17 protein-coding genes and 1 pseudogene are annotated in these 21,111 nt (G+C 66.3%); 7 read left to right on the top strand and 11 right to left on the bottom strand.

Features of this window, described 5'->3' with window-relative positions:
- Positions 1–4: 4 nt before the first annotated feature.
- From M0765_RS27365 to M0765_RS27375, 3 genes are all read right to left on the bottom strand, one after another.
- Positions 5–1,756 carry a phosphoethanolamine transferase gene (locus M0765_RS27365; RefSeq protein WP_258507536.1) on the bottom strand — a complete coding sequence of 584 codons (1,752 nt, stop codon included), beginning with the start codon at positions 1,754–1,756 and terminating at the stop codon, positions 5–7.
- Between the two features lie 89 nt (positions 1,757–1,845).
- Positions 1,846–2,415, bottom strand: a complete 570-nt coding sequence (locus tag M0765_RS27370; protein WP_258507544.1) for a phosphatase PAP2 family protein — start codon at positions 2,413–2,415, stop codon at positions 1,846–1,848.
- Positions 2,402–3,058 (bottom strand): phosphatase PAP2 family protein, encoded by a 657-nt coding sequence (locus M0765_RS27375; RefSeq protein ID WP_258507545.1) that lies wholly within the window; start codon positions 3,056–3,058, stop codon positions 2,402–2,404. Before M0765_RS27375 ends, M0765_RS27370 begins: the two co-directional genes overlap by 14 nt.
- 214 nt (positions 3,059–3,272) lie before the next feature.
- Here M0765_RS27375 and M0765_RS27380 point away from each other — a divergent pair, with 214 nt between their 5' ends.
- Together M0765_RS27380 and M0765_RS27385 are read left to right on the top strand one after the other, a co-directional pair.
- Positions 3,273–3,947, top strand: coding sequence for a winged helix-turn-helix domain-containing protein (locus M0765_RS27380; RefSeq protein ID WP_258507546.1), 675 nt, complete (start codon positions 3,273–3,275; stop codon positions 3,945–3,947).
- Positions 3,944–5,296, top strand: coding sequence for a sensor histidine kinase (locus M0765_RS27385; RefSeq protein ID WP_258507549.1), 1,353 nt, complete (start codon positions 3,944–3,946; stop codon positions 5,294–5,296). Before M0765_RS27380 ends, M0765_RS27385 begins: the two co-directional genes overlap by 4 nt.
- Before the next feature lie 10 nt (positions 5,297–5,306).
- Here M0765_RS27385 and M0765_RS27390 read toward each other — a convergent pair whose 3' ends face one another.
- The 4 genes from M0765_RS27390 to M0765_RS27405 all read right to left on the bottom strand — a co-directional run bounded on the left by M0765_RS27390 (position 5,307) and on the right by M0765_RS27405 (position 8,122).
- On the bottom strand, positions 5,307–6,005 hold the full coding sequence (locus M0765_RS27390; protein WP_258507550.1) for a M949_RS01915 family surface polysaccharide biosynthesis protein: 699 nt from the start codon (positions 6,003–6,005) through the stop codon (positions 5,307–5,309).
- Between the two features lie 7 nt (positions 6,006–6,012).
- Complete coding sequence (locus tag M0765_RS27395) at positions 6,013–6,435, bottom strand: acyl-CoA thioesterase (protein WP_258507551.1); 423 nt, start codon at positions 6,433–6,435, stop codon at positions 6,013–6,015.
- The gene (locus tag M0765_RS27400) at positions 6,432–7,262 is read right to left on the bottom strand and encodes a DMT family transporter (protein WP_446751576.1); all 831 of its coding nucleotides are present in this window, start codon (positions 7,260–7,262) and stop codon (positions 6,432–6,434) included. Before M0765_RS27400 ends, M0765_RS27395 begins: the two co-directional genes overlap by 4 nt.
- A 77-nt stretch (positions 7,263–7,339) precedes the next feature.
- Positions 7,340–8,122 (bottom strand): SDR family oxidoreductase, encoded by a 783-nt coding sequence (locus tag M0765_RS27405; RefSeq protein ID WP_258507554.1) that lies wholly within the window; start codon positions 8,120–8,122, stop codon positions 7,340–7,342.
- A 117-nt stretch (positions 8,123–8,239) separates the two neighbouring features.
- On the opposite strand from M0765_RS27405, the gene M0765_RS27410 reads away from it, so the two are divergent.
- Positions 8,240–9,937, top strand: a complete 1,698-nt coding sequence (locus M0765_RS27410) for an electron transfer flavoprotein-ubiquinone oxidoreductase (RefSeq protein WP_258507556.1) — start codon at positions 8,240–8,242, stop codon at positions 9,935–9,937.
- A 218-nt stretch (positions 9,938–10,155) separates the two neighbouring features.
- Here M0765_RS27410 and M0765_RS27415 read toward each other — a convergent pair whose 3' ends face one another.
- From M0765_RS27415 to M0765_RS27430, 4 genes are all read right to left on the bottom strand, one after another.
- Positions 10,156–13,812: a hydantoinase B/oxoprolinase family protein gene (locus M0765_RS27415; protein WP_258507558.1), complete on the bottom strand. Its 3,657-nt coding sequence runs from the start codon at positions 13,810–13,812 to the stop codon at positions 10,156–10,158.
- Between the two features lie 42 nt (positions 13,813–13,854).
- Positions 13,855–15,147 (bottom strand): MFS transporter, encoded by a 1,293-nt coding sequence (locus tag M0765_RS27420; RefSeq protein WP_258507566.1) that lies wholly within the window; start codon positions 15,145–15,147, stop codon positions 13,855–13,857.
- Between the two features lie 41 nt (positions 15,148–15,188).
- Entirely contained in the window at positions 15,189–16,004 is an 816-nt protein-coding gene (locus M0765_RS27425; protein ID WP_258507567.1) for a putative hydro-lyase, read from the bottom strand.
- A 91-nt stretch (positions 16,005–16,095) separates the two neighbouring features.
- Positions 16,096–17,001 (bottom strand): LysR family transcriptional regulator, encoded by a 906-nt coding sequence (locus tag M0765_RS27430; RefSeq protein ID WP_258507569.1) that lies wholly within the window; start codon positions 16,999–17,001, stop codon positions 16,096–16,098.
- 100 nt (positions 17,002–17,101) lie between these two features.
- Between M0765_RS27430 and denD the strand changes: the two are divergent.
- The 4 genes and pseudogenes from denD (at position 17,102) to M0765_RS27450 (ending at position 21,011) form a co-directional block, all read left to right on the top strand.
- Positions 17,102–18,117 (top strand): annotated as a pseudogene (gene denD, locus M0765_RS27435) (D-erythronate dehydrogenase).
- A 66-nt stretch (positions 18,118–18,183) separates the two neighbouring features.
- On the top strand, positions 18,184–19,155 hold the full coding sequence (locus M0765_RS27440) for a TRAP transporter substrate-binding protein (protein WP_258507570.1): 972 nt from the start codon (positions 18,184–18,186) through the stop codon (positions 19,153–19,155).
- Between the two features lie 87 nt (positions 19,156–19,242).
- Positions 19,243–19,737 carry a TRAP transporter small permease gene (locus tag M0765_RS27445; RefSeq protein WP_258507572.1) on the top strand — a complete coding sequence of 165 codons (495 nt, stop codon included), beginning with the start codon at positions 19,243–19,245 and terminating at the stop codon, positions 19,735–19,737.
- Positions 19,734–21,011 (top strand): TRAP transporter large permease, encoded by a 1,278-nt coding sequence (locus M0765_RS27450; protein WP_258507574.1) that lies wholly within the window; start codon positions 19,734–19,736, stop codon positions 21,009–21,011. Before M0765_RS27445 ends, M0765_RS27450 begins: the two co-directional genes overlap by 4 nt.
- The last annotated feature ends 100 nt before the right edge of the window (positions 21,012–21,111 follow it).

Raw genomic sequence — 21,111 nt, forward strand, 5'->3', positions numbered from 1 at the left:
TCCTTCAAGCCTTGTTTCGGCAGGACGCGAGCGCGTCCAAGGCGGGCTTGTAGGTGGAGTTGCTCACGTCCATCAAACCTAGCACCGTGTGATAGAGGTTGTCGTGCGTGAGCGGCGTGTCGAGCCCCGCTTCCATGCACGGCAGCGAGAGTTTGCGGCGCTCGCTCATGCCGGGGCTGAACCAGGTGACCATGGGCACGTGCTTCTGCGCTTCCGGCGCAAAGCTGTAGGGCACGCCATGCAGGAACAGGCCGTACTCGCCGAGCGACTCTCCATGGTCGCTCACGTACAGCAGCGCCGGGTCGTAGCTCCCCGACTGAGCCTTGAGCCAGTCGATGGTCTGGCTCAAGAACTGGTCGGTCTGGGCGATGGAGTTGTCGTACACGTTCTGCAGCTCCGCATGGCCGCACTCCGCCAGCGCGTTGGTCTTGCATTCGGGCAGGAAGCGCTTCACCTCCGGCGCCGAACGCTTGTAGTAGGCCGGCCCGTGGCTGCCCATCTGGTGCATGACCAGCACCACGCCCTTTGCGCGGCGCTCGGCCGGCAGCGCCGCGATGCGTGCATCCAGGCCCTTGAGCATGACGTCGTCCAGGCACTCCTCGCCGTCGCACAGCGCGCTCTTCTGCGTCGGTGAAAGGCTGTCGAAGGCCGATGCATTCGGAATGCGCGTGCAGACATCCTTGCAGCCCGCCTGGTTGTCGAGCCACAGCACGGCCAGGCCGGCGGCCTGCAGCACGTCGACCAGGTTCTCGTAGTCGTCCTTGCGCGATTCGTAGCCTTGCTTGCCCAGCGGCGAGAACATGCACGGCACCGAAGCGAGCGTGTTGGTGCCGCACGAATGCACATCGCGGTAGCTCAGCACGCCCCGCGCGGCCAGCCCGGGCGTGGTGTCGCGCGCGTAGCCGTTCAGGCCGAAGTGGTCGGCACGGGCTGTCTCGCCCACCACCAGCACGAACATCGGCGGCCGGGCCTGCCCGGCATAGCTCGCGCCCAGGGCCGTACCTGCGGTGATGGGAATCAGCTTGCGGCTGCGCTTGAACAGCGGCTTGATGAGCACCGAGCCGGCCGAATAGAGGCTCGCCACCGGGTTCATCATGTAGCGCAGGTGGATGTTGTTGCGCATCAGCGGCGCGAGTTGGCGGTTCATCGATACGGCCGCCGCCAAGGCCACCACCACGGCCAGCACCAGCAGCGCCGCGTTGCGCCAGAGCTTGCCGACAAAGCGCATCGGCATGATGCGAGCGCGCCAGAGGGCCACACCCGGCAGCAGCACGACCAGCAGCACATGGAATGCCATGCGCCAGCTCATGAGGTCGCGCGCTTCGTTCGGGTCGGTCTGCAGCACGTTGGCGATCATGGTCGGATCCATCACCACGCGGTACTCGAGCATGTAGTGCTGCACGAACGCTGCCAGCAGCACCACGGCAAACCACAGCGGCTTCATCCAGCGCGACCATGCCGTGAAGGACAGCAGCGCCACCGTGGCGCACACCATGAGCACCGCCATGGCCGCGGTCGTGGGCAGGTAGGCGCTGGGTGCGCCGCCGATGCGCGCCAGTTCGTCCCACAGCGGCCAGTTGGCGGCGGCGGCAAGGTAGATGGCGAGCCACACGACCGCCCGCTGCGCCGAGCGCGGCCGCGCAAGCCAAAGGTCGATGCGCGCCCACAGCGCATGTGCAAACGCCAGGTAGGGTGCGCCAGCTGCAGGCAGTTGCAGGGCACGCGTTGGCGCGGATTCGATTCGCGTGGAAGACATGCGCCGACTGTAGAAAGCGCAACTGAAGGAAGCCTGAATGCGCTGTTCAGCCGGCGTTCAGAATGGGCTCACGCAGGCGCGCCTGGGGGCTAGGCGCGGGCTCGCCTCGCCCTCAACCTGGGCCGCATATAGGCCCTGAGCGCCAGGTTCAATGGGCGGCTGACGCGGCGCTCGACCACGATCGCGACGAGCGCGGCCAGCATGGCGCCGACGACCACGTCGAAAGGAAAGTGCAGCCCCAGGAACACGCGGCTCCATCCGACCACGGCTGCCACCACCAGCGCCGCAATCATGGGCGCACGCCACGGCAGGCACCACAGCGCAAACGCGGCGGCAAAGGTGCCCGCGGCATGCAGGCTCGGAAAGCCCGGCCGCGCGCCCTGCGGCGCCCACTGCACGCCCAGCCCGTAGAACGCGGGCCGCTGGAACGGCATGACCGAGCGGAACACGTTCACCACGACCCAGACGACCAGCACGCTGACCAGCGCGGTAAAGAAGGCATAGCGCAGGCGCCGGTCGATTGCCGCCGCGCCCATGACCGCGAGGGCCAGCAGGGTCGGCAGCACATCGGAGGCGAAGCGCGCGAAATGGATGCTCCACGCCGGCGCCGTGGCACCCGCGTTGATCAGCTCGAACAGGGCAATATCAAGGGCCTGCATGCAAGGCAGCCGGCCCGGGTGCCGGCAATGGCGAGCCGCGGGGCGCGGCGATCAGCTCGATGGCAAAACCGACGGTCCAGCAGATCCAGGCCGTCCACAGCGTGTGGCTCATGTAGTGCGCGCCGCGCAGCTGCTGCGACACGCCAAGCATCAATCCCGCGGCCAGCGAAACGCAAAGCCAAGCAATGGCCGCGCGCTGCGAGACGCGCCGCAGCACGAAAAAGCCGCCCGCATAGGCGAACGCGGCGGAGGCGTGGCCCGCCGGAAAGCACCCGCCCGGGCCGCCGTCGTACACCCTCCACGCCCAGTGCGACACATGGCTTGCCACTCCGCCGAATTCCTTCAGGTCCCAGGGGCAGCTCGTATGGCTCGCACGCTTGAGCAGGCTGATCGCGATGACCGAAAGCAGCACCGTGAAAGCCAATTGCGCCCGTGCACGAACAGGCAGCCGCCGCAAGAGGCCCACGGGCCAGCGGATGGCGGCGAACAGCGCAATCACGCACAGCCAGCTCAGGTTCTTTGCAGCTTCATGCATCACGCGGACAAGAAAGGCGTTGTCGCGCCACGGAAAACCCATGGGCGTGCCGGCCAGGCGGGCCAATGCGAGATCGCCGCCCGTGGCATCCCAGGCCAGCAGGAGCACCAGTGCAAGAAGGGTCCAGCCCCCAGGCGGATGATCGACGGATTCGAAAAGTTTGGCGCACGCGTCATGAGCAGAAAAGCAGGTCTGAAAACACCCCTTGAGCCTACGTTTGCGGCCTGAACCGTTCCTGAAGCGGTCTGAACGAAAGCTGACCCCGCTGCGGCGGCACCTCGGGCGGCGCTAGACTTCGTTTTTTCTCGAAAGACCCCCTCGCGTGCGGATATTGCTTGTCGAAGATGACAGTGCGTTGGCAGACGCCGTCTGCAGCTATCTGCTCGCGAAGGCGTTCGTCGTCGACGTGGCGCCCGGCCTTGCCCAAGCGCGCGGCGCCCTGCTTTCGGTGCAATACGCCGCCGTGCTGCTCGACCTGCACCTGGGCGACGGCGACGGCCTTTCGCTGCTGCCGCAGGTGCGCGCGCTGCGCGAGCCGCCCATCGTCATCGTGCTGACCGCACGCGACCAGGTGACCGACCGCATCCGCGGGCTCGATGCCGGCGCGGACGACTACCTCATCAAGCCCTATGACCCGGCCGAGCTGCTGGCGCGGCTGCGCGCAGTGGAACGGCGGCGCAACGCGGGCAGCTCGCCGGTGCTGCATCTGGGCACGCTCGAAATCGATTTGGCGCAAGACCGGGTCCGCAAGGACGGGAATCCGGTCGTGCTGACCCAGAAAGAGTGGGCCCTGCTGCGCGTGATGGCCACCCGGCCCGAGCGCATCCACACCCGCGAAAACCTGGCCGACGCGCTCTACGGCTTCGGCGACGAGGCCGACAGCAACACGCTCGAGGTATTCATCAGCCGCCTGCGGCGCAAGCTGGGCAAGAGCCACATCCAGACACTGCGCGGCCTCGGCTATCGCCTGTCGACATCGGCGGGCGACGACGAATGAGCGCTCCATTCCCGAACAGCGGCCGCGACACGCTGGCCGGCCGGCTCACGCGCACCCTGATCGTCTGGGTCGGCGGCGTGTGGCTGCTGTGCGTGCTGGCGGTGGTCTGGTATGTGGACCGCGAGATCAACCACAACTTCGACAACGAACTGGTCGAGGTGTCGCACCGCATGTTCGACATGGCGGTGCAGGAGCTCGACAAGCTGCAGCAGACGGGCACTCCCGCGGAAACGCCGCTGATCGCGCCCAAGCAGCTGTTTTCGGCGGACGCCGTGAAATACCAGGTGGTCGACATCCACGAGCAGGTGCTGCTGCGCTCGGCCGAGGCGCCCACCAATGCCTTCGACGTTCCGCTGGCCTCGGGCTTTGCCAACAACCAGACCTGGCGCATCTATACCGTGCGGCACCCCACGCGGCCCCTCTACTTCCAGGTGGCCGATCCGCTGGATGAGCGGCGATCGGCGCTGAACCGCACGCTCTTCGGCCTGATCATTCCGCTTGGTGCCGTGCTGCCGCTCCTGGCCCTGGTGCTGCGCAACGTGGCCCGCACCGAACTGCGGGTGCTGCAGCAGCTTGCGGGCGAGATCGAGAAGCGCAGCGGCTCCGACCTGCGGCCCATTGCCCTGCCCGGCCTGCCGCGCGAGCTGCGCTCCGTGGGCGATCACGTCAACAGCCTGCTGGAGCGGCTGTCGCATTCGCTCGATGTCGAACGTGCCCTGGCCGCCAACGCCGCGCACGAGCTGCGAACGCCGCTGGCCGCGGCTCGGCTGCGCCTGCAAACGGCGCTCGAGCACGATCTTCAGCGCAACGATGTGCAGGCCGCGCTCGATGCGCTGCAAATGCTCAGCCACCGCACCGAAAAGCTGCTGCAACTGTCGCGGGCCGAGTCGGGCGCGTCGCTCGCGCGGTCGCGGGTCGACCTGGTCCAGCTTGCCGGCACCGTGGTGCAGGAGTTCTGGAACGATCCGCAGGTCAACGAGCGGTTGGGCCTCAAGCTGCCCGACAGTGCCGCCCCGGTGGCAGTGGGCGACGTCGACGCGCTCGCGATCGCGCTGCGCAACCTGGTGGAAAACGCATTGCGCTACAGCGAGGGCGCGCGCGTGGTGGTGGAGGTGATGGCGCCCTGCACACTCGCGGTGCGCGACTTCGGGCCCGGCGCAAGCGCGGCGCAGCTCGCCTCCTTGCAGGAGCGCCATGTGCGCCACAGCTCGGACCGCGCGGGCTACGGGTTGGGCCTGTCGATCGTCGGCACCATTGTCGAGAAGCACAACGCAACGCTCGAACTGGCATCGCCCCCAGCGGGTGCCGCCAGCGGTTTCGAAGCGCGCATCGTGCTGCCGCCGGCCTGAGGCCAGGGCGTCAGCGGCCTGCGGGCTCCTTCTGCGGTGCGAAGCCGTAGGAGTTGTCGAAGCCGAACTGGCGGGCACTGTACATCGCGCCCATCTTCTTCACCAGGTGCCGTTGCACTGTTTTCGGCAAGGCGAAGTAGCCGCTGTTGCCAGTCGTCCTGCGCTGGCCGTCGAGTTGCCCGGTAACGGCATGGATGGTCGCCTTGCGGCCCTGGTGAAAGGCAATGATCTTTGCGCGCCCTGAAAACGGATCGACATTGACGTGTCCGTCGTCCTCCGGTTCGAAGAAGCGGTAGACAAGAACAGGGTCCACCAGGCCATCGCCGTCGATGTCCGTGAACTCGAAGAGCCTGGTGCGGAAGTTGACGCCCACCGCCTGCTCGCCGGCAAAGTCGCGGATCGCCCATTGCCTGGTGAGCAGGTTGTCGCTGTCCACCTTGTAGAGCGCGGCGTGGACGGCCGAGGACAGCAGCTCTTCGGGAAACGGGCGATCCTGTTTTTCGCCGAGCAGCAGCGCGTAGCTGCCGGATTTGTCGGTGTAGCAATACCGCTTGAACAGCGGAAACTCGACGCCCGACTTCTTCAAGGCATCGGCACTCAGGAAAGGCGCGCCGGCGGCACATTCGCGCGGGGCAGCGGTGTTCTGCGCATGGCTCCAGCCAGCCAGCAACGCCAGGCATGCGAGCGCGAGCGCCTTCTTCAGCTGCATCAGAGCCCTACTCGCTCACCACCGCGCGCAGCCAGTCGGGCAAGGGCAGCGCTTTCTGCTTGGGAAAGTCGACCCAGATCGTGGTTGCCCCGCCCGCGGCGCAAATCACGTCGGGCGCCTCGGCCCGCGCCATGGTGGCCCAGCTCTCGAAGGTGGTTCGCGCCGGGTCGCTCACGTACATCTTGATGAGCACACTGCCGGGATACTCGATCTGGCGGTAGAAATTGCAGAAGGCATTGACGATCACCATGCCTTCGCCGCCGGGGGTGGGCTGGATGCCGAGCGAATGTATCCAGTCGATGCGCGCGGTTTCCAGGTAGCGAAAGTAGGTGCCGTTGTTCAGGTGCCCCATGGCATCCATGTCGCCCCAGCGGATCGGGATCGACATTTCATACACGAGCTTCTTCTTTTCGGGAATTTCGATTCTCATCGGTGGGCCTTGATGGATGCGAGGATGCCAAGAACGAACAAGAGCGCGGCCGCCAGCTCGGTGGCTTGCGGCCAGCGCCCGTCCCAAAGAAATGAATAGAGCAGCGCGAACAGCGTCTCGCTCACGATCAGCTGGCCGCACAGGCTGGCCGACAGGCGCTGGCTCGCGATGTTCCAGAGAATGGTAGCGAGCCATGAAGAGCCGAACCCGCCCGCCAATGCGAGCCAGACGAAGAGCATGCCTTGGGGCTGCGCGCGAAGCGTGGCCACGTCGCTGCCGGCCACCATCCACAGCAGCAAGGCGCCCACGCCGGTCGCAATGCCGAGCCAGTTGGCCCAGTCGGTCGCGTTGAGCTCGGTATGGCGCTGCAGCCAGGCGGCGTTGAGCAAGCCATACACCGTCCAGCTTGCCATGGCGCAGAGCGCCAATGCAATGCCCCAGCCGAAGCGAACGCCGTTGCCGGCCGTGCCGTGCTGTGCCGACCAGGCGCCGTAGACCATGAGCGCAATGCCCGCGCCCGTGAGCACCAGGCCGGGCAGCAGTGCCCGCATGCGCAGCCCCGCGGGCCGGCCGAGCAGCATCATCCAGACCGGGATGGTGCCGATGATGAGGCTGGGCACCTCGGTGCCCGCCGCCGCAATGCCGAAGGCCAGCAGCAGGTAGTAGCCGCTGAAGCCCAGCACGCTGAGGCCCAGCGCCGCCATCGCCTGGCGCCTGTTCGGCCAGCGCAGCGACGCGGGCCGCGTGAACACCGCCAGGCCCGAGATGGCGCCGAACACCGCGAAGCGCGCGGCCGTGATGTCGACCATGCCGAAGTGCCCGACCATTCGCGGCGCCACGAAAACCAGGCCCCAGAGCGCCCCCGCCCCCAGCCCGGCGGCTATGCCAACCCAGGCGCGCGGCGTCAGAGCGCGAACCCGTCGTCGGCGGCAATCACCGCGCCGTTCACGAAATGGCTCTGGCCGCTGGCCAGCAGCACGATGAGGCCGTCCAGGTCTTCGGGCTTGCCCACGCGCTTGCGCGGCAGCATGCTCACGAGCTTGGCGCCGCCTTCGGACGCCCAATGGTCTTCGTTGAGCTCTGTGGTGATGTAGCCGGGGCACAGCGCGTTCACGTTGATGCCGAAGCGGCCCCACTCGAGCGCCATGGCCTTGGTCATCTGCACCACGGCGGCCTTGCTCATGCAGTAGGCGCCGATCTGCGGCATGACCTTGAGCGCCGCCACCGAGGCGATGTTGATGATGCGCCCGCCGATGTAGGTGCCCGGCGCCGAACCCTTGGCGCGCGCCAGCATGCGCTTGCCGACCTCTTGCGCAACAAAGAAGGAGCCCTTCACGTTGGTGTCGAAGATGTAGTCGTAGTCGTCGGGGGTGACGTCCTGCAGGCGCTGGGTGGTGCTCACGCCCGAGTTGTTGACCAGGATGTCGATAGCGCCCACTTCGGTTTCAGCGCGCGCCACGGCGGCCTTGATGCTGCCGATTTCGGTCACGTCGAGCTCGACCACGTGAGCGTCGCCGCCCTCGCCTTCGATGCGGGCGCGCAGTTCCTTGAGCTTTTCGACCCTGCGGCTCGCGAGCACCACGGCGGCACCGGCGCGCGCCAGCGTTTTCGCGAACTGCGCGCCCAGCCCGCTGGAAGCGCCGGTGACGAAGGCCACGCGGCCCGAAAGATCGATGCTGTAAGCCATGGAAAAGCGGTCCTGTTGAGTCGTTGCCGAGTCGCCGAGGTGACGCCCTGCACTCCACATAAAATGTTTCGCGCCCTCGAAGCGTCCGAGCCTCAAATCATTATCGACGAGACCCACATGACCCACGACGAAATCCTCGCCCAGTTCGGCCCCCGCGAATCCATGGAATATGACGTGGTGGTCGTCGGCGGCGGCCCGGCCGGCCTCTCTACCGCCATCCGGCTCAAGCAGCTGGCCGCGCAGCACGAAAAGGAAATCTCGGTGGTGGTGCTCGAAAAGGGCTCCGAGCCCGGCGCGCACATTCTCTCGGGCGCCATCATGGACCCGCGCGCGCTGAACGAGCTGCTGCCCGACTGGAAGGAGCAAGGTGCTCCGCTGAACCAGCCCGTCACCGACGACGCGATGGTGTTCCTGGGCGAAAAATCGGGCCTGCGCACCCCCAACGCCTTTCTGCCGGCCTGCTTCCAGAACCACGGCAACTACATCATCAGCCTTGGTGCCTTCACCAAGTGGCTGGCGCAGCAGGCAGAAAACCTGGGTGTCGAAATTTTTCCGGGCTTTCCGGCGGCCGAGGTGCTCTACAACGAGAACGGCTCGGTGCGCGGCGTGGCCACCGGCAACATGGGCGTAGGCAAGGACGGCGAGCCGACCGAAAACTTCCAGCTGGGCATGGAGCTGCTGGGCAAGTACACGGTGTTTGCCGAAGGCGCGCGCGGCCACCTTGGCCGCCAGCTCATCAGCCGGTTCAAGCTCGACGAAGGCCGCGATCCGCAGACCTACGGCCTGGGCGTGAAGGAAGTATGGGAGATCGATCCCAAGCGCCACCAGCCGGGCTTTGTGCTGCACACCGCCGGCTGGCCGATGAAGAGCGACACGTACGGCGGCGCATTCCTCTATCACATGGAAGACAACAAGATTTCCATGGGCTTCATCACGGGCCTGGACTACAGCAACCCGTACCTGAGCCCGTTCGAGGAGATGCAGCGCTGGAAGCTGCACCCCAACATCCGCTGGTACCTGGAAGGCGACGAGGCCAAGGGCATCAAGCCGGCCAAGCGCATCGGCTACGGCGCGCGCGCCATCACGGCCGGCGGGCTGATGTCGCTGCCCAAGACGGTGTTCCCGGGCGGTGCGCTGGTCGGCTGCGAGGCGGGCTACCTGAACGTGAGCCGCATCAAGGGCAGCCACGCTGCCATCAAGACGGGCATGCTGGCGGCCGAAGCCGCTTTCGACGCAGTGCAGGCCGGTCGCCAGCACGACGAGCTCACGGCCTACCCGGCCGCGTTCGAGAAGAGCTGGCTCTACACGGAGCTGAAGAAGGCACGCAACTTCAAGGCCTGGTTCAAGAAGGGGCTGGGCATTGCCACGCTCATGAACGGCATCGAACAGTGGCTGCTGAAGGGCAACATTCCGTGGACCCTGCACCGCAGCAAGCCGGACCACATGTATCTCAAGCCGGCGGCGGAGTGCAAGCCCATCGTCTACCCGAAGCCGGACGGCAAGCTCACGTTCGACCGGCTGTCGAGCGTGTTCATCAGCAACACCAACCACGAGGAGCAGCAGCCGGCCCACCTGACGCTCAAGGATGCGTCGGTTCCGGTGAACATCAACCTCTCGAAGTTCGCGGGTCCTGAAAGTCGCTACTGCCCGGCGGGTGTGTACGAGTTCGTGGGCACCGATGACGGCAAGCAGCGCCTGCAGATCAACGCGCAGAACTGCGTGCACTGCAAGACTTGCGACATCAAGGACCCGACGCAGAACATCGTGTGGGTTACGCCTGAGGGGGGCGGCGGGCCTAACTACGTGGGGATGTAACTCCTCCGGGTTGTTGTTTTTGGCGCTCTTGTTCAGGGCGCGTGCAAAGGCCACCGGGCGCTGCGCTTGTTCCGCTCGATCAACGACCGGCGCGAATAACGATCCCGTCGATGGGGTGCCTTGCGCAGCGAAATAAAGGAGGAGGCCGCAGGCCGGGGGACATTCGCGGAGCAAGGTACCCCGTCGGCGGGATCGCCCCCACCGAGGCAGCACGCAATTCAACGGCCGTCTTCGCCCCAACCGCCCCCGCCAGGCGTCTCGATCACGAATACGTCCCCCGGTGCCATCTGCACCTGCCCGATGTGGTCCAGCGTCTCGACCGTGCCGTCGACCCGCTCCACGCGGTTGACACCCACCGCGCCGGCTTCGCCACCCGACCCGCCGAATGCGCCGTAGAGCCGGCCATTGCTGAGAATCGATGCCGTCATTGGCGCCAGGAAGCGCACGCGCCGCACGCCGCCGTCGCCGCCGCGCCAGCGCCCTGCCCCGCCTGAACCGGCGCGCAGGCGGTAGCTGTCGAGCCGCACCGGGTAGCGGAATTCGAGCACCTCCGGGTCGGTAAGCCGCGAGTTGGTCATGTGGGTCTGCACCACGCTCGTGCCGTCGAAGCCGGGGCCGGCGCCAGAGCCGCCCGAAATGGTTTCGTAATACTGGTGCTCGCCGTCGCCGAAGGTGAAGTTGTTCATGGTGCACTGGCTCGCGGCCATGACGCCGAGCGCACCGTAGAGCGCATTCGTCACGCAGCTCGAGGTCTCGACGTTGCCTGCCACCACCGCGGCCGGCGGCAGCGGGTTGAGCATGCAGCCGCTCGGCACGATCACTTCGATGGGCTTGAGGCAGCCCGCATTGAGCGGAATGTCGTCGTCGACCAGCGTGCGGAACACGTAGAGCACGGCCGCCATGGTGATGGCGCGCGGGGCGTTGAAGTTGTTGGGCAGTTGCGCGCTGGTGCCGGTGAAGTCGACGGTGGCCGAGCGCTTGATCGCATCGACCGTGACGCGCACGCAAATCTGCGCGCCGTTGTCCAGCGGCAGCGTGAACTCGCCGTTCTTCAGCGCGGTGATCACGCGTCGCACCGACTCTTCGGCGTTGTCCTGCACATGGCCCATGTAGGCGGCCACGGTTTCTCGGCCGAACTGCGCCACCATGGCCTGCAGCTCCTGCACGCCCTTCTCGTTGGCGGCGATCTGCGCGCGCAGGTCGGCGAGGTTCTGCTCGATGTTGCGCGACGGATGAGGCCCGCTTCCCAGCAGCGCGCGAAGCTCGGCCTCGCGCAGCCGGCCGCCCTCCACCAGCTTGAAGTTGTCGATCAACACGCCTTCGTCTTCAATGCTCCTGGAGAACGGCGGCATCGAGCCGGGCGTGATGCCGCCCACGTCGGCGTGGTGGCCGCGCGAGGCGACGTAGAACGAGGGCCGCGCATCGGCTGCCGCCAGATACACGGGCGTGACCACCGTGATGTCGGGCAGGTGCGTGCCGCCGTGGTACGGGTCGTTCAGCACGAAGACGTCGCCGGGCTTCATGCCGGGGTTGCCGTCGATCACGGTCTTGATCGATTCGCTCATCGAGCCCAGGTGCACCGGCATGTGCGGCGCATTGGCGATGAGGTTGCCCTGCACGTCGAACAGCGCGCAAGAAAAGTCGAGCCGCTCCTTGATGTTGACCGAGTAGGCCGTGTTCTGCAGCCGCAGGCCCATCTGCTCGGCGATGTTCATGAAGAGGTTGTTGAACACCTCGAGCATTACCGGGTCGGCACTGGTGCCCATGGCCTGCGTGGCCACGCGTGGCCGAACGCGGTGCAGCTCGATGCCGGCCGGGGTGGCGCGCGCCTGCCAGCCGGGTTCGATCACCGTCGTGGCGTTGCGGCCCGCGAGGATGGCGGGGCCGTCGATGGACGCGCCGGGGCGGAGGGCCGCCTCGTCGAACAGCGCGGCATCGCGCCAGCCGGCGGCTTCTTCGTCGGCTTCGCAGTACATGCGTACGGCTGCCAGCGGTTCGGGCGCGTATGACCCTGCATCAGCCGGGGCGGCCGGCGGTGCGCGACGCTCGCCGGCACCTACGGCTTCGACTGTCACTGCCTCGATGACGAGTGCGCGTTCCGCCATCAGGAAGGCGAAACGGCGTCGATAGCCGGCCTCGAACTCCTCGCGCATCGTGGCGATGGCTTCGTCGGCCGAACCCGCCATGGGCAGCGCGCAGGCCAGCGCGGTGTCGGTGCCTTCGTAGCGCAGCTGCACGCGGTGCACCGCGGCAATGGCCGTATCCGCCACGCCCTGCTCGCGCAGTTCTCCTTTTGCCTGCGCCGCCAGAGTGCCTGCCGCATCGCGCGCTGCAGCCAGCCCTTGTGCGTCGAGCCTGCGCTCCAGCGCCAGCTCGCGCATGGCCAGTTGGTCGGCCAGCCCCATGCCGAACGCCGAGAGCACGCCCGCCAGCGGATGCAGGTAGACGCTGCGCATGCCCAGCGCATCGGCCACCAGGCAGGCGTGCTGGCCGCCCGCTCCGCCGAAGCACTGCAGCGTGTACTGCGTGACGTCGTAGCCGCGCGCCACCGAAATCCGCTTGATGGCATTGGCCATGCTGGCCACGGCAATGCGCAAGGCGCCGCTCGCCACTTCCTCGGCATTCAGCGTCCGGCCCGTCGCTTCCGACATGCGGCGCGCCATCGCGTCGAAGCCTCGCCGTGCGGCAACCAGGTCCAGCGGTTCATCGGCATTGGGGCCGAACACATGCGGAAAGTGCGTGGGCTGGATCTTGCCGAGCAGCACGTTCGCGTCGGTGGTGGTGAGCGGCCCGCCGCGCCTGTAGCTGGCCGGCCCTGGGTTGGCGCCGGCCGATTCCGGCCCCACGCGCAGCCGCGCGCCGTCGAAGGCGATGACCGAGCCGCCGCCCGCCGCCACGGTGTGGATGCTCATCATCGGCGCGCGCATGCGCACGCCGGCCACCTGGGTTTCGAACGAGCGCTCGAATTCGCCGGCATAGTGCGACACGTCCGTGGAAGTGCCGCCCATGTCGAAGCCGATCACGCGTGCATGGCCGGCATCGAGCGCGGTGCGCACCATGCCGACGATGCCGCCCGCCGGGCCCGAAAGAATCGCGTCCTTGCCCTGGAAGCGATCGGCCTGCGTGAGCCCGGCCGAGCTCTGCATGAAGAACAGCGGCACGCCCGGCATTTGGCGCGACACCTGCTCCACGTAGCGCCGCAGGATGGGGCTCAGGTAGGCGTCGACCACCGTGGTGTCGCCGCGCGGCACCAGCTTCATGAGCGGGCTGGTCTTGTGCGACACCGACACCTGCGTGAAGCCGATAGCCCTGGCGATGCGCTCGGCCGCGAGTTCGTGTGCGGTGTAGCGCCAGCCATGCATGAAGACGATGGCGCAGGCGCGCAGCCCGGCATCGAAGGCCTGTTGCAGCGCCGAGCGCAGCGCATCCTCGTCGAGCGGTTGCACGACGGTGCCTTGCGCATCCATGCGCTCACCGGCCTCGATCACTCGCTCGTACAGGAGCTCCGGCAGCACGATGCGGCGGTCGAACAGGCGCGGCCGCGCCTGCGTGGCGATGCGCAGCGCATCGCGAAATCCCGCCGTGGTGACCAGCACCGTGGGCTCGCCCTTGCGCTCCAGCAGTGCATTGGTGGCCACCGTGGTGCCCATCTTCACGCACTCCACGCGCTCGGGGGTCACGGGTTCGCCGGGCTTCAGCTTCAGCAGGCGGCGGATGCCTTCGACCGCGGCATCCTTGTACTGCTCGGGGTTTTCGGACAGCAGCTTGAGCGTGTGCAGGCCGCCCTCGGGGTCGCGGCCGACCAGGTCGGTGAATGTGCCGCCGCGGTCGATCCAGAACTGCCAGCGTGACGGAAGAAGGGAATGCGTGGTCATGAGAGAAAGGGCTTCGCAGGGAAAAGAGAAAAATGCTTCGGATCAGTTCTGGCGCAGGTCGCGTCCGCGCGTCTCCGGAAGACACAGCGCCACGATCACCACCATGGCATAGGCCACCGCCGCACAGATGCCGATGGAGGTACCGAGCGAAAGATGCATGCGGTCGCTCAGCACGCCCACCAGGGCCGGAAAGGTGGCGCCGATGCCGCGTCCGAAGTTGTAGCAAAAACCTTGCCCCGAGCCGCGCAGTTCATTGGGAAACAGCTCGGACAGGAAGGCACCCGCGCCGCTGAAAATGCCCGACATGAAGAAGCCGAGCGGAAAGCCGAGCAGCAGCATCAGGCCGTCGGTAATGGGCAGCAGCGTGTACGCATAGACCAGCGACCCCGCCCCGATGGCGAACAGGATGAAGGCACGGCGCCGGCCCAGGCGGTCCGAGAGATAGGCGCCGCACAGGTAGCCGATGAAGGCGCCGACGATGAACATGAACTGGTACCCGCCCGAACCCAGCACCGTGAGATGCCGCTCGTTCTTCAGGAACGTCGGCAACCACACGCCGATGGCGTAGTAGCCGCCCTGCATGCCCGTGAACAGCAGGCTCGCGAGCACGGTGGTGCGCAGCATGCCCGGCTTGAAGATCGCGAGGAAGTTGCCGCTGCGCTCGCCGCGTTCGACAGCCGCGCGGCTTTGCACGTAGATCTCCGGGTCGCGAATCGAGCGGCGGATGAACACGATCAGCACCGCCGGCAGCAGCCCCAGCATGAACATCACGCGCCACGAATACTCCGGCGGCAAGAACGAGAACAGCGCTATCGACACCAGCACCGCCGCTCCCCATCCCACAGCCCAACTGCTCTGCACCAGCCCCACCGCCTTGCCCCGGTAGGCCGGCCGGATCATCTCGGCAATGAGCACCGAGCCCACGGCCCATTCGCCGCCAAAGCCCAAGCCCTGCAGCGTGCGCGCAATCAGCAACTGCTCAGGCGTTTGCGCGAGGCCGCAGGCAAAGGTGAAGATCGCGAACACCAGAATGGTGAGCTGCAGAATGCGCACTCGCCCGTACCTGTCGGCCAGGATGCCGGCGCCCCATCCACCGATGGCGGAAGCCACCAGCGTGGCCGTGCCGATCAGGCCCATCTCGGTCTTGCTCATGCCCCACAGCGACAGCAGGATGGGCGTGACCAGCGGCAGCGTGTAGTAGTCGAACGCATCGACCGCATAGCCGCTGAACGACGCGGTGAGCGTGCGTTTTTCGTTCGGGTTGAGCGTGCGCAGCCAACTGCCTTCGGCTTGTGCGTCGTCGGCCGTCTGCGCGGCGTCGAGGGTGGTCTTCATCGGTTGTCTCCAGGTATGAAATTTGGGGAAAGAACGGTGGCCTAAAACGCGGCCAAGCGGTGGTGCAGCAGGTCGGTCACGAGCATCGAGCCCGGCGCATGCGTGATGGCGAACGGCAGCCTGGCGGCGGCCAGCGCGGCCTGGGGCGTGACGCCGCAGGCCCAGAACACGGGCAGCTCGTCCGGCATGACCTCGACCGCATCGCCGTAGTCGGGATCGGCAATCGAGCGGATGCCGATCAGCGCCGGATCGCCGATGTGCACCGGCGCGCCGTGCACGGCCGGAAAGCGCGAGGTGATCTGCACCGCACGAATGGCATCGGCCGCGCGCAGCGGGCGCATCGACACCACCATCGGGCCATGGAAAGGACCGGCCGGCACGGTGGCCACCGAGGTGCGGTACATCGCCACGTTGCGCCCTTGCTCCACGTGGCGCAGCACGATGCCCTCGGCCATCAGCGCATGTTCGAAAGTGAAGGAGCAACCGATGACGAAGCTCACCATGTCGTCGCTCCACAGCGCACGCACGTCGGTGGGCTCATCCACCAGCACGCCGCTCTGCCACACGCGGTAGCGCGGCAGGTCGGTGCGAATGTCGATGTCCTCGCCGAGCGCAGGCAGCGCCGGGTCACCGGCTTCCGATACGCCGAGCAACGGGCACGGCTTGGGGTTGGCCTGGCAAAAGCGCAGGAAGTCGGCGGCGTATGCCTTGGGCAGGATGACCAGGTTGCCCTGCACATGGGCACTGGCGAGGCCGCTGGTGTGGGCGGCCAGCGAGCCGCTGCGGCAGGCCTGACGCACGGCCAGCGCGCTGCTCGCCGCGCCGGGTTGTTCTACGAAGGATTGGCGGTTCGACATTTGGCGTTCTCGATGCCCGATGCATCGCTGTGGTGTGATGCGACGGATTGTGGGAATCCGCGCTCACGAACGCCAACGCAAAGTTTCTCGCTCAGCCCATCGATTTTTTCGATGACCCCATGCGGTGCGACGCATGCACCACGGCGGAGCCGAGCGCGGCCTCCGGCAACGGAGAAGACGGATCGTCGCGGTAGCTCGCGTAGATGGGCAGCGGCTCCAGCGTGTCGTCGCACGGCAGCACGCGCAGCGGCAGTCGCCGCGCCAGCGGCTCGACCACGGCGCGCGGCAGCGTGGCCACGCCGAAGCCCGCTTCCACCAGCTGCGCCATCGCCGAGATCGAAGAGATCGCATGCACGCGCGGCGGCGGGCTGCCGGCATCGCGGAACAGCTCGAGCAGCGCGACGTGCGGCTGCGATCCGCGCTGAAAGGTCAGCAGGTCGAGCGACAGCAGGTCGGGCAGGCGGTAGCGCCGCTTCAGGTGCAGCTCGCGGTGGCCGACGAAGCACATAGGCATCGGCGGCACGGCGCGGGTGCGCACGCCGTCGCCGGCGGCGGGCAGTGCGGCAAACACCAGATCCTGCTTGCCGCGCTGCAGCTGGTCGACCAGCACCGGCGTGGTTTCCACGGTGAGCTCCAGCTCGAAGTCGGGATGCGTCGCCTGCATGTGCTTGAGCCAGCCGGTGAGCCAGCTGTGCACCACCGATTCGATGGCGCCCACGCGCAGCACGGCCTCGCGCACGGCGCCCGAGCCCATTTCGGCCTTGATGTGCATCTGCATTTCGAGCAGCTTCTGCGCGAAGGCGTGAAAGCGCTGCCCCGCCACCGTGAGGCGAAACTGCTTGTCGCGCCGGTCGAGCAGCAGCACGCCCAGCTCGCGCTCTAGCGCCGCAATGCGGCTGGAGAGCGCCGATTGGGTGAGGTGCAGCTTCTCGGCCGCACGGGTCACGCTCTTGAGCGCCACGGCCCAATGAAAGGCTTCAACGAATCGCAGGTTCATCGCTTTCCGATCGTCCGGTTTCTTGTTTGTGCGAGCGGCGAGTGTCGCCTGAGCAGGGGCTCCGCTGCGCTATGCTCATTGCGAAGGAGACAAGAAAACCATGCAGATCGTCATTACCGGCGGTGCCGGCTTCGTTGGCGCACGCCTTGCCCGCACGCTGCTGAAGCAGGGCCAGCTCTCGCTTGCGGGTGCCCCGGCCCGCGACATTTCCCGCATCACCCTGGTCGACCGCGTCGCGCCGCCAGCCGACCTCGCGGCCGACCCGCGCATTGCCGCCGCGCTTGGCGACTTGAACGAGCAGCTGGCATCGCCCGACACGGCGCTCTGGCGCGAAGCGGATGCCATCTTTCACCTGGCCGCCGCGGTCAGCGGCGAATGCGAGGCCGATTTCGACCTGGGCATGCGCAGCAACTTTGCCGCCACGAACGCGCTGCTCGAGAAGGCGCGCGCCGTGAGCACCCGGCCGCTGGTGGTGTTTGCCAGCTCGCTCGCGGTGTTCGGCGATTCACCCGAGCAGCCGCTGCCGCCGGTGATCGAAGACCACACGCTGCCCACGCCGCAGACCAGTTACGGCATCCAGAAATTCATCGGCGAGCAACTGGTGGCCGACTACACGCGCAAGGGCTTCATCCGCGGGCGCAGCGTGCGCCTGATGACCGTGAGCGTGCGTCCCGGCAAGCCCAACGGCGCAGCATCGGGCTTTTTAGCGGCATGATCCGCGAGCCGCTCGCGGGCATTCGCGCCGCCTGCCCGGTGCCTGACGAAACACCCGTGGCCATCGCATCGCCGGCCCGCACCGTCGAAGGCATCATCCGCGCCGCGGAGGCAAGCGATGCCGACTGGGGCCCGCGCACCGCGCTGAACCTGCCCTCGCTTTCCACCACGGTGGGCGAAATGGCGGCCGCGCTCGAACGCGTGGCCGGCAAGGCCGCCACCGCCCTGCTCGACCGAACACCCGATCCGGCCATCCAGCGCATCGTGAAAACCTGGCCCGGACGCATCGAAACCGCCCGCGCCAAACGCCTGGGGCTTTCGGCAGACGCCGATTTCGAAGTAGTTATTCGTGATTACGTCCGTGAAAATCCCGACGCCGTGAAGCTCCCCGTTACGGCATAGTCGGCGGCTGCCCGCGGAGTTCCCTTCTTTCTCTCTTCGCGACTTCTTTTCTCTGGAGACAACACAATGAAATTGACCCGACTGGCCGCCGGCCTGGTTCTGGGCATGGGCATGGCGTGCGCCGCCTTCGCGCAGACCACCATGAAGATCAGCATTTCGACCGCGCAGAACTCGCACCAGGGCGTGGCGATCGACGTCTTTGCCAAGGAAGTCGAAAAGCGCACCGGGGGCCGCTACAAGGTCCAGACCTTCTACAACGGCTCATTGGGCGGCGAGCGCGAGTCGATCGAGGCCGTGCAGCTGGGCACCCAGGAACTGGCGCTCTCCTCCACCGGGCCGGTGCCCAATTTCGTGCCGGAGACCAAGATCCTTGACGTGCCGTTCCTGTTCCGCGACAAGGCCCACGCGCGCGCCGTGCTCGACGGCCCGATCGGCCAGGACCTGCTGACCAAGTTCGACGCCAAGGGCTTCAAGGCGCTGGCCTGGGCCGAGAACGGCTTCCGCCACATGACCAACAGCAAGCGCGACGTGAAGGCGCCGGAAGACCTCAAGGGCCTGAAGATGCGCACCATGGAAAACCCGGTGCACATTGCGGCCTACAAGACCTTCGGCATCGTCACCACGCCCATGGCTTTCCCCGAAGTGTTCACCGCCTTGCAGCAGGGTACGGTCGACGGCCAGGAAAACCCGCTGTCGGTCATCATCGCGGCCAAGTTCGACCAGGTGCAAAAGCACCTGTCGCTTACCGGGCACGTCTACTCGCCTTGCATCTTCGTGATGAACAAGGCAGCGTTCGACAAGCTGAGCGCGGCCGACAAGCAGGCCTTCCTCGAGGCCGCCAAGGAAGGCACCAAGGCCAACCGCGCGCGCGTGGACGAAGACGATGCCAAGGGCGTGGCCGACCTGCGCGCCAAGGGCATGACCGTGATCGACAACGTCGACAAGACCAAGTTCGTCGCCGCGCTGGCGCCGGTGAATGCCCAGTTCGAAAAGGACTTCGGCAAGGCCAACCTCGACAAGATCCGCGACTTCAAGTGATTTTCATGATGCTATCTTTTAGATAGCATCGGGCGCCCGCTCAGTTCCGTCTGGCGGGCTTTTTTGTTTTCAACATCACGACTGCAGATGAAAGAAAAATTTCTCGGCATCGAGCGCTGGACCACCGGCTTCTCGATGATTGCCGCCTGCGTGATGCTGGTCATCGCCTCCGGGTTGGGCGTGTTCCAGATCGTCACGCGCTTCGTGCTCGAGCAACCCGCCGAATGGAGCGAGATCCTGATCCGCATGAGCCTGATCTGGATGGTGTTCCTCGGCATTCCGATGGCATTCCGGCAAGGCGCGATGGTGAGCGTGGACGTGCTCTACCGCTGGAGCCCGCCGCGCGTCAAGCGCGTGCTAGACGCCGCGGTCAGCATCGCGGCACTGGCGCTGATGCTGGTCATTCTGTGGTGGGGCTGGGATTACGCCATGCGCGGGCGCGTGCAATCGATGGCCGGGCTCGAAAGCGTGTCGATGATGTGGTCGTACCTGGCGCTGCCGGTCGGTTCCGTTTTTTGCCTGTTCGGCATCGTTGGTAATTTTCTCGATCCCAAGCGGCTCGAACTGGAGACCGCGCAATGACCCCCGTGATGGTTGCAACGATGGTGCTGTGTTTTGCACTGTCGGTTTCAGTGGCGGTGTCCATCGGGCTCGCATCGATCCTGGGTATCCAGGTGGCCAACGTGAACATGCTCATCTCCGTGAAGGAGATGTTCAATTCGATCAACAAGTTTCCGCTGGCGGCCATTCCGTTCTTCATCCTGGCCGGCAACCTGATGGAAACCGGCGGCATCTCGCGCCGGCTGGTCGAATTTGCCAAGAGCATTGTGGGCGGTGTGCAGGGCGGCCTGCCGATGACCTGCGTGCTCACCTGCATGATCTTTGCGGCGGTGTCGGGCTCTTCGGTGGCCACCACCTTTGCCATCGGCGCCATCCTGATTCCGGCGCTCATCAAGCACGGCTACCCCACCGCGTACGCGGCGGCGCTTCAGGCCACCAGCGCCGAGCTGGGCGTGATCATTCCGCCTTCCATTCCGATGATTCTGTACGGCGTGAGCGCCGAAGTGTCCATCGGCGAGCTGTTCATTGCGGGCTTCGGCCCCGGCATTCTCATCAGCCTGGCGCTGATGCTGTTCGTCTGGGTGTATTGCAAGTGGAAGGGCTGGGGCAAGAACGACGGCGACGGCCGCATGTCCTTCGGCAAGGCGACCTGGCAGGCCGGCTGGGCACTGCTGATGCCGGTAATCATCCTGGGCGGCATCTACGGCGGCATCTTCACGCCCACCGAGGCTTCGGCGGTGGCGGTGTTCTATGCGCTGGTGGTCGGCATGGTGATCTACCGGGAGATCAAGCTCAAGGACCTGTACCTCATCCTGCGGAAGTCGGTGCTGTCGTCGGCGGTGATCATGTTCATCATCGCCAATGCGGGCCTGTTCGCCTTCCTGATCACGCGCGCGGGCGTGCCGGACGCCATCGGCCATTGGCTGCAGGAAGTGCTGAAGTCGCCGGCCATGTTCCTTTTGGGCGTGAACGCGGCGCTGTTCATCATCGGCATGTTCATCGAGACCAGCGCGGCCATCATCGTGCTCGCGCCCATCCTGGCACCGGTGGCGGTGCACTTCGGTGTCGACCCGGTTCATTTCGGGCTCATCATGGTGGTGAACCTCGCGCTCGGCATGATCACGCCGCCCTTCGGCGTGAACCTGTTCGCGGCGTGCACGGTGGCCCGCATCTCGCTCGACCGCATCGTGAAGTACCTCATTCCCTTCGTGCTGGTGATCCTGGCCTGCCTGATGGTGATTACCTACGTGCCTTGGATATCGCTCGCGCTGCGCGACCTGGTGTACGCCAAGTAGCAGGCGACGCAAAAACCAGAGAGAAAACGGGCAGCCTTCGCGGGCTGCCTTTTTTATGCGGCAAATGCCCCTGTAAGGCAAACGTTTCACAAAGATGTCA

The sequence above is a fragment of the Variovorax sp. S12S4 genome (assembly GCF_023195515.1).
Taxonomy (GTDB): Bacteria; Pseudomonadota; Gammaproteobacteria; order Burkholderiales; family Burkholderiaceae_C; genus Variovorax.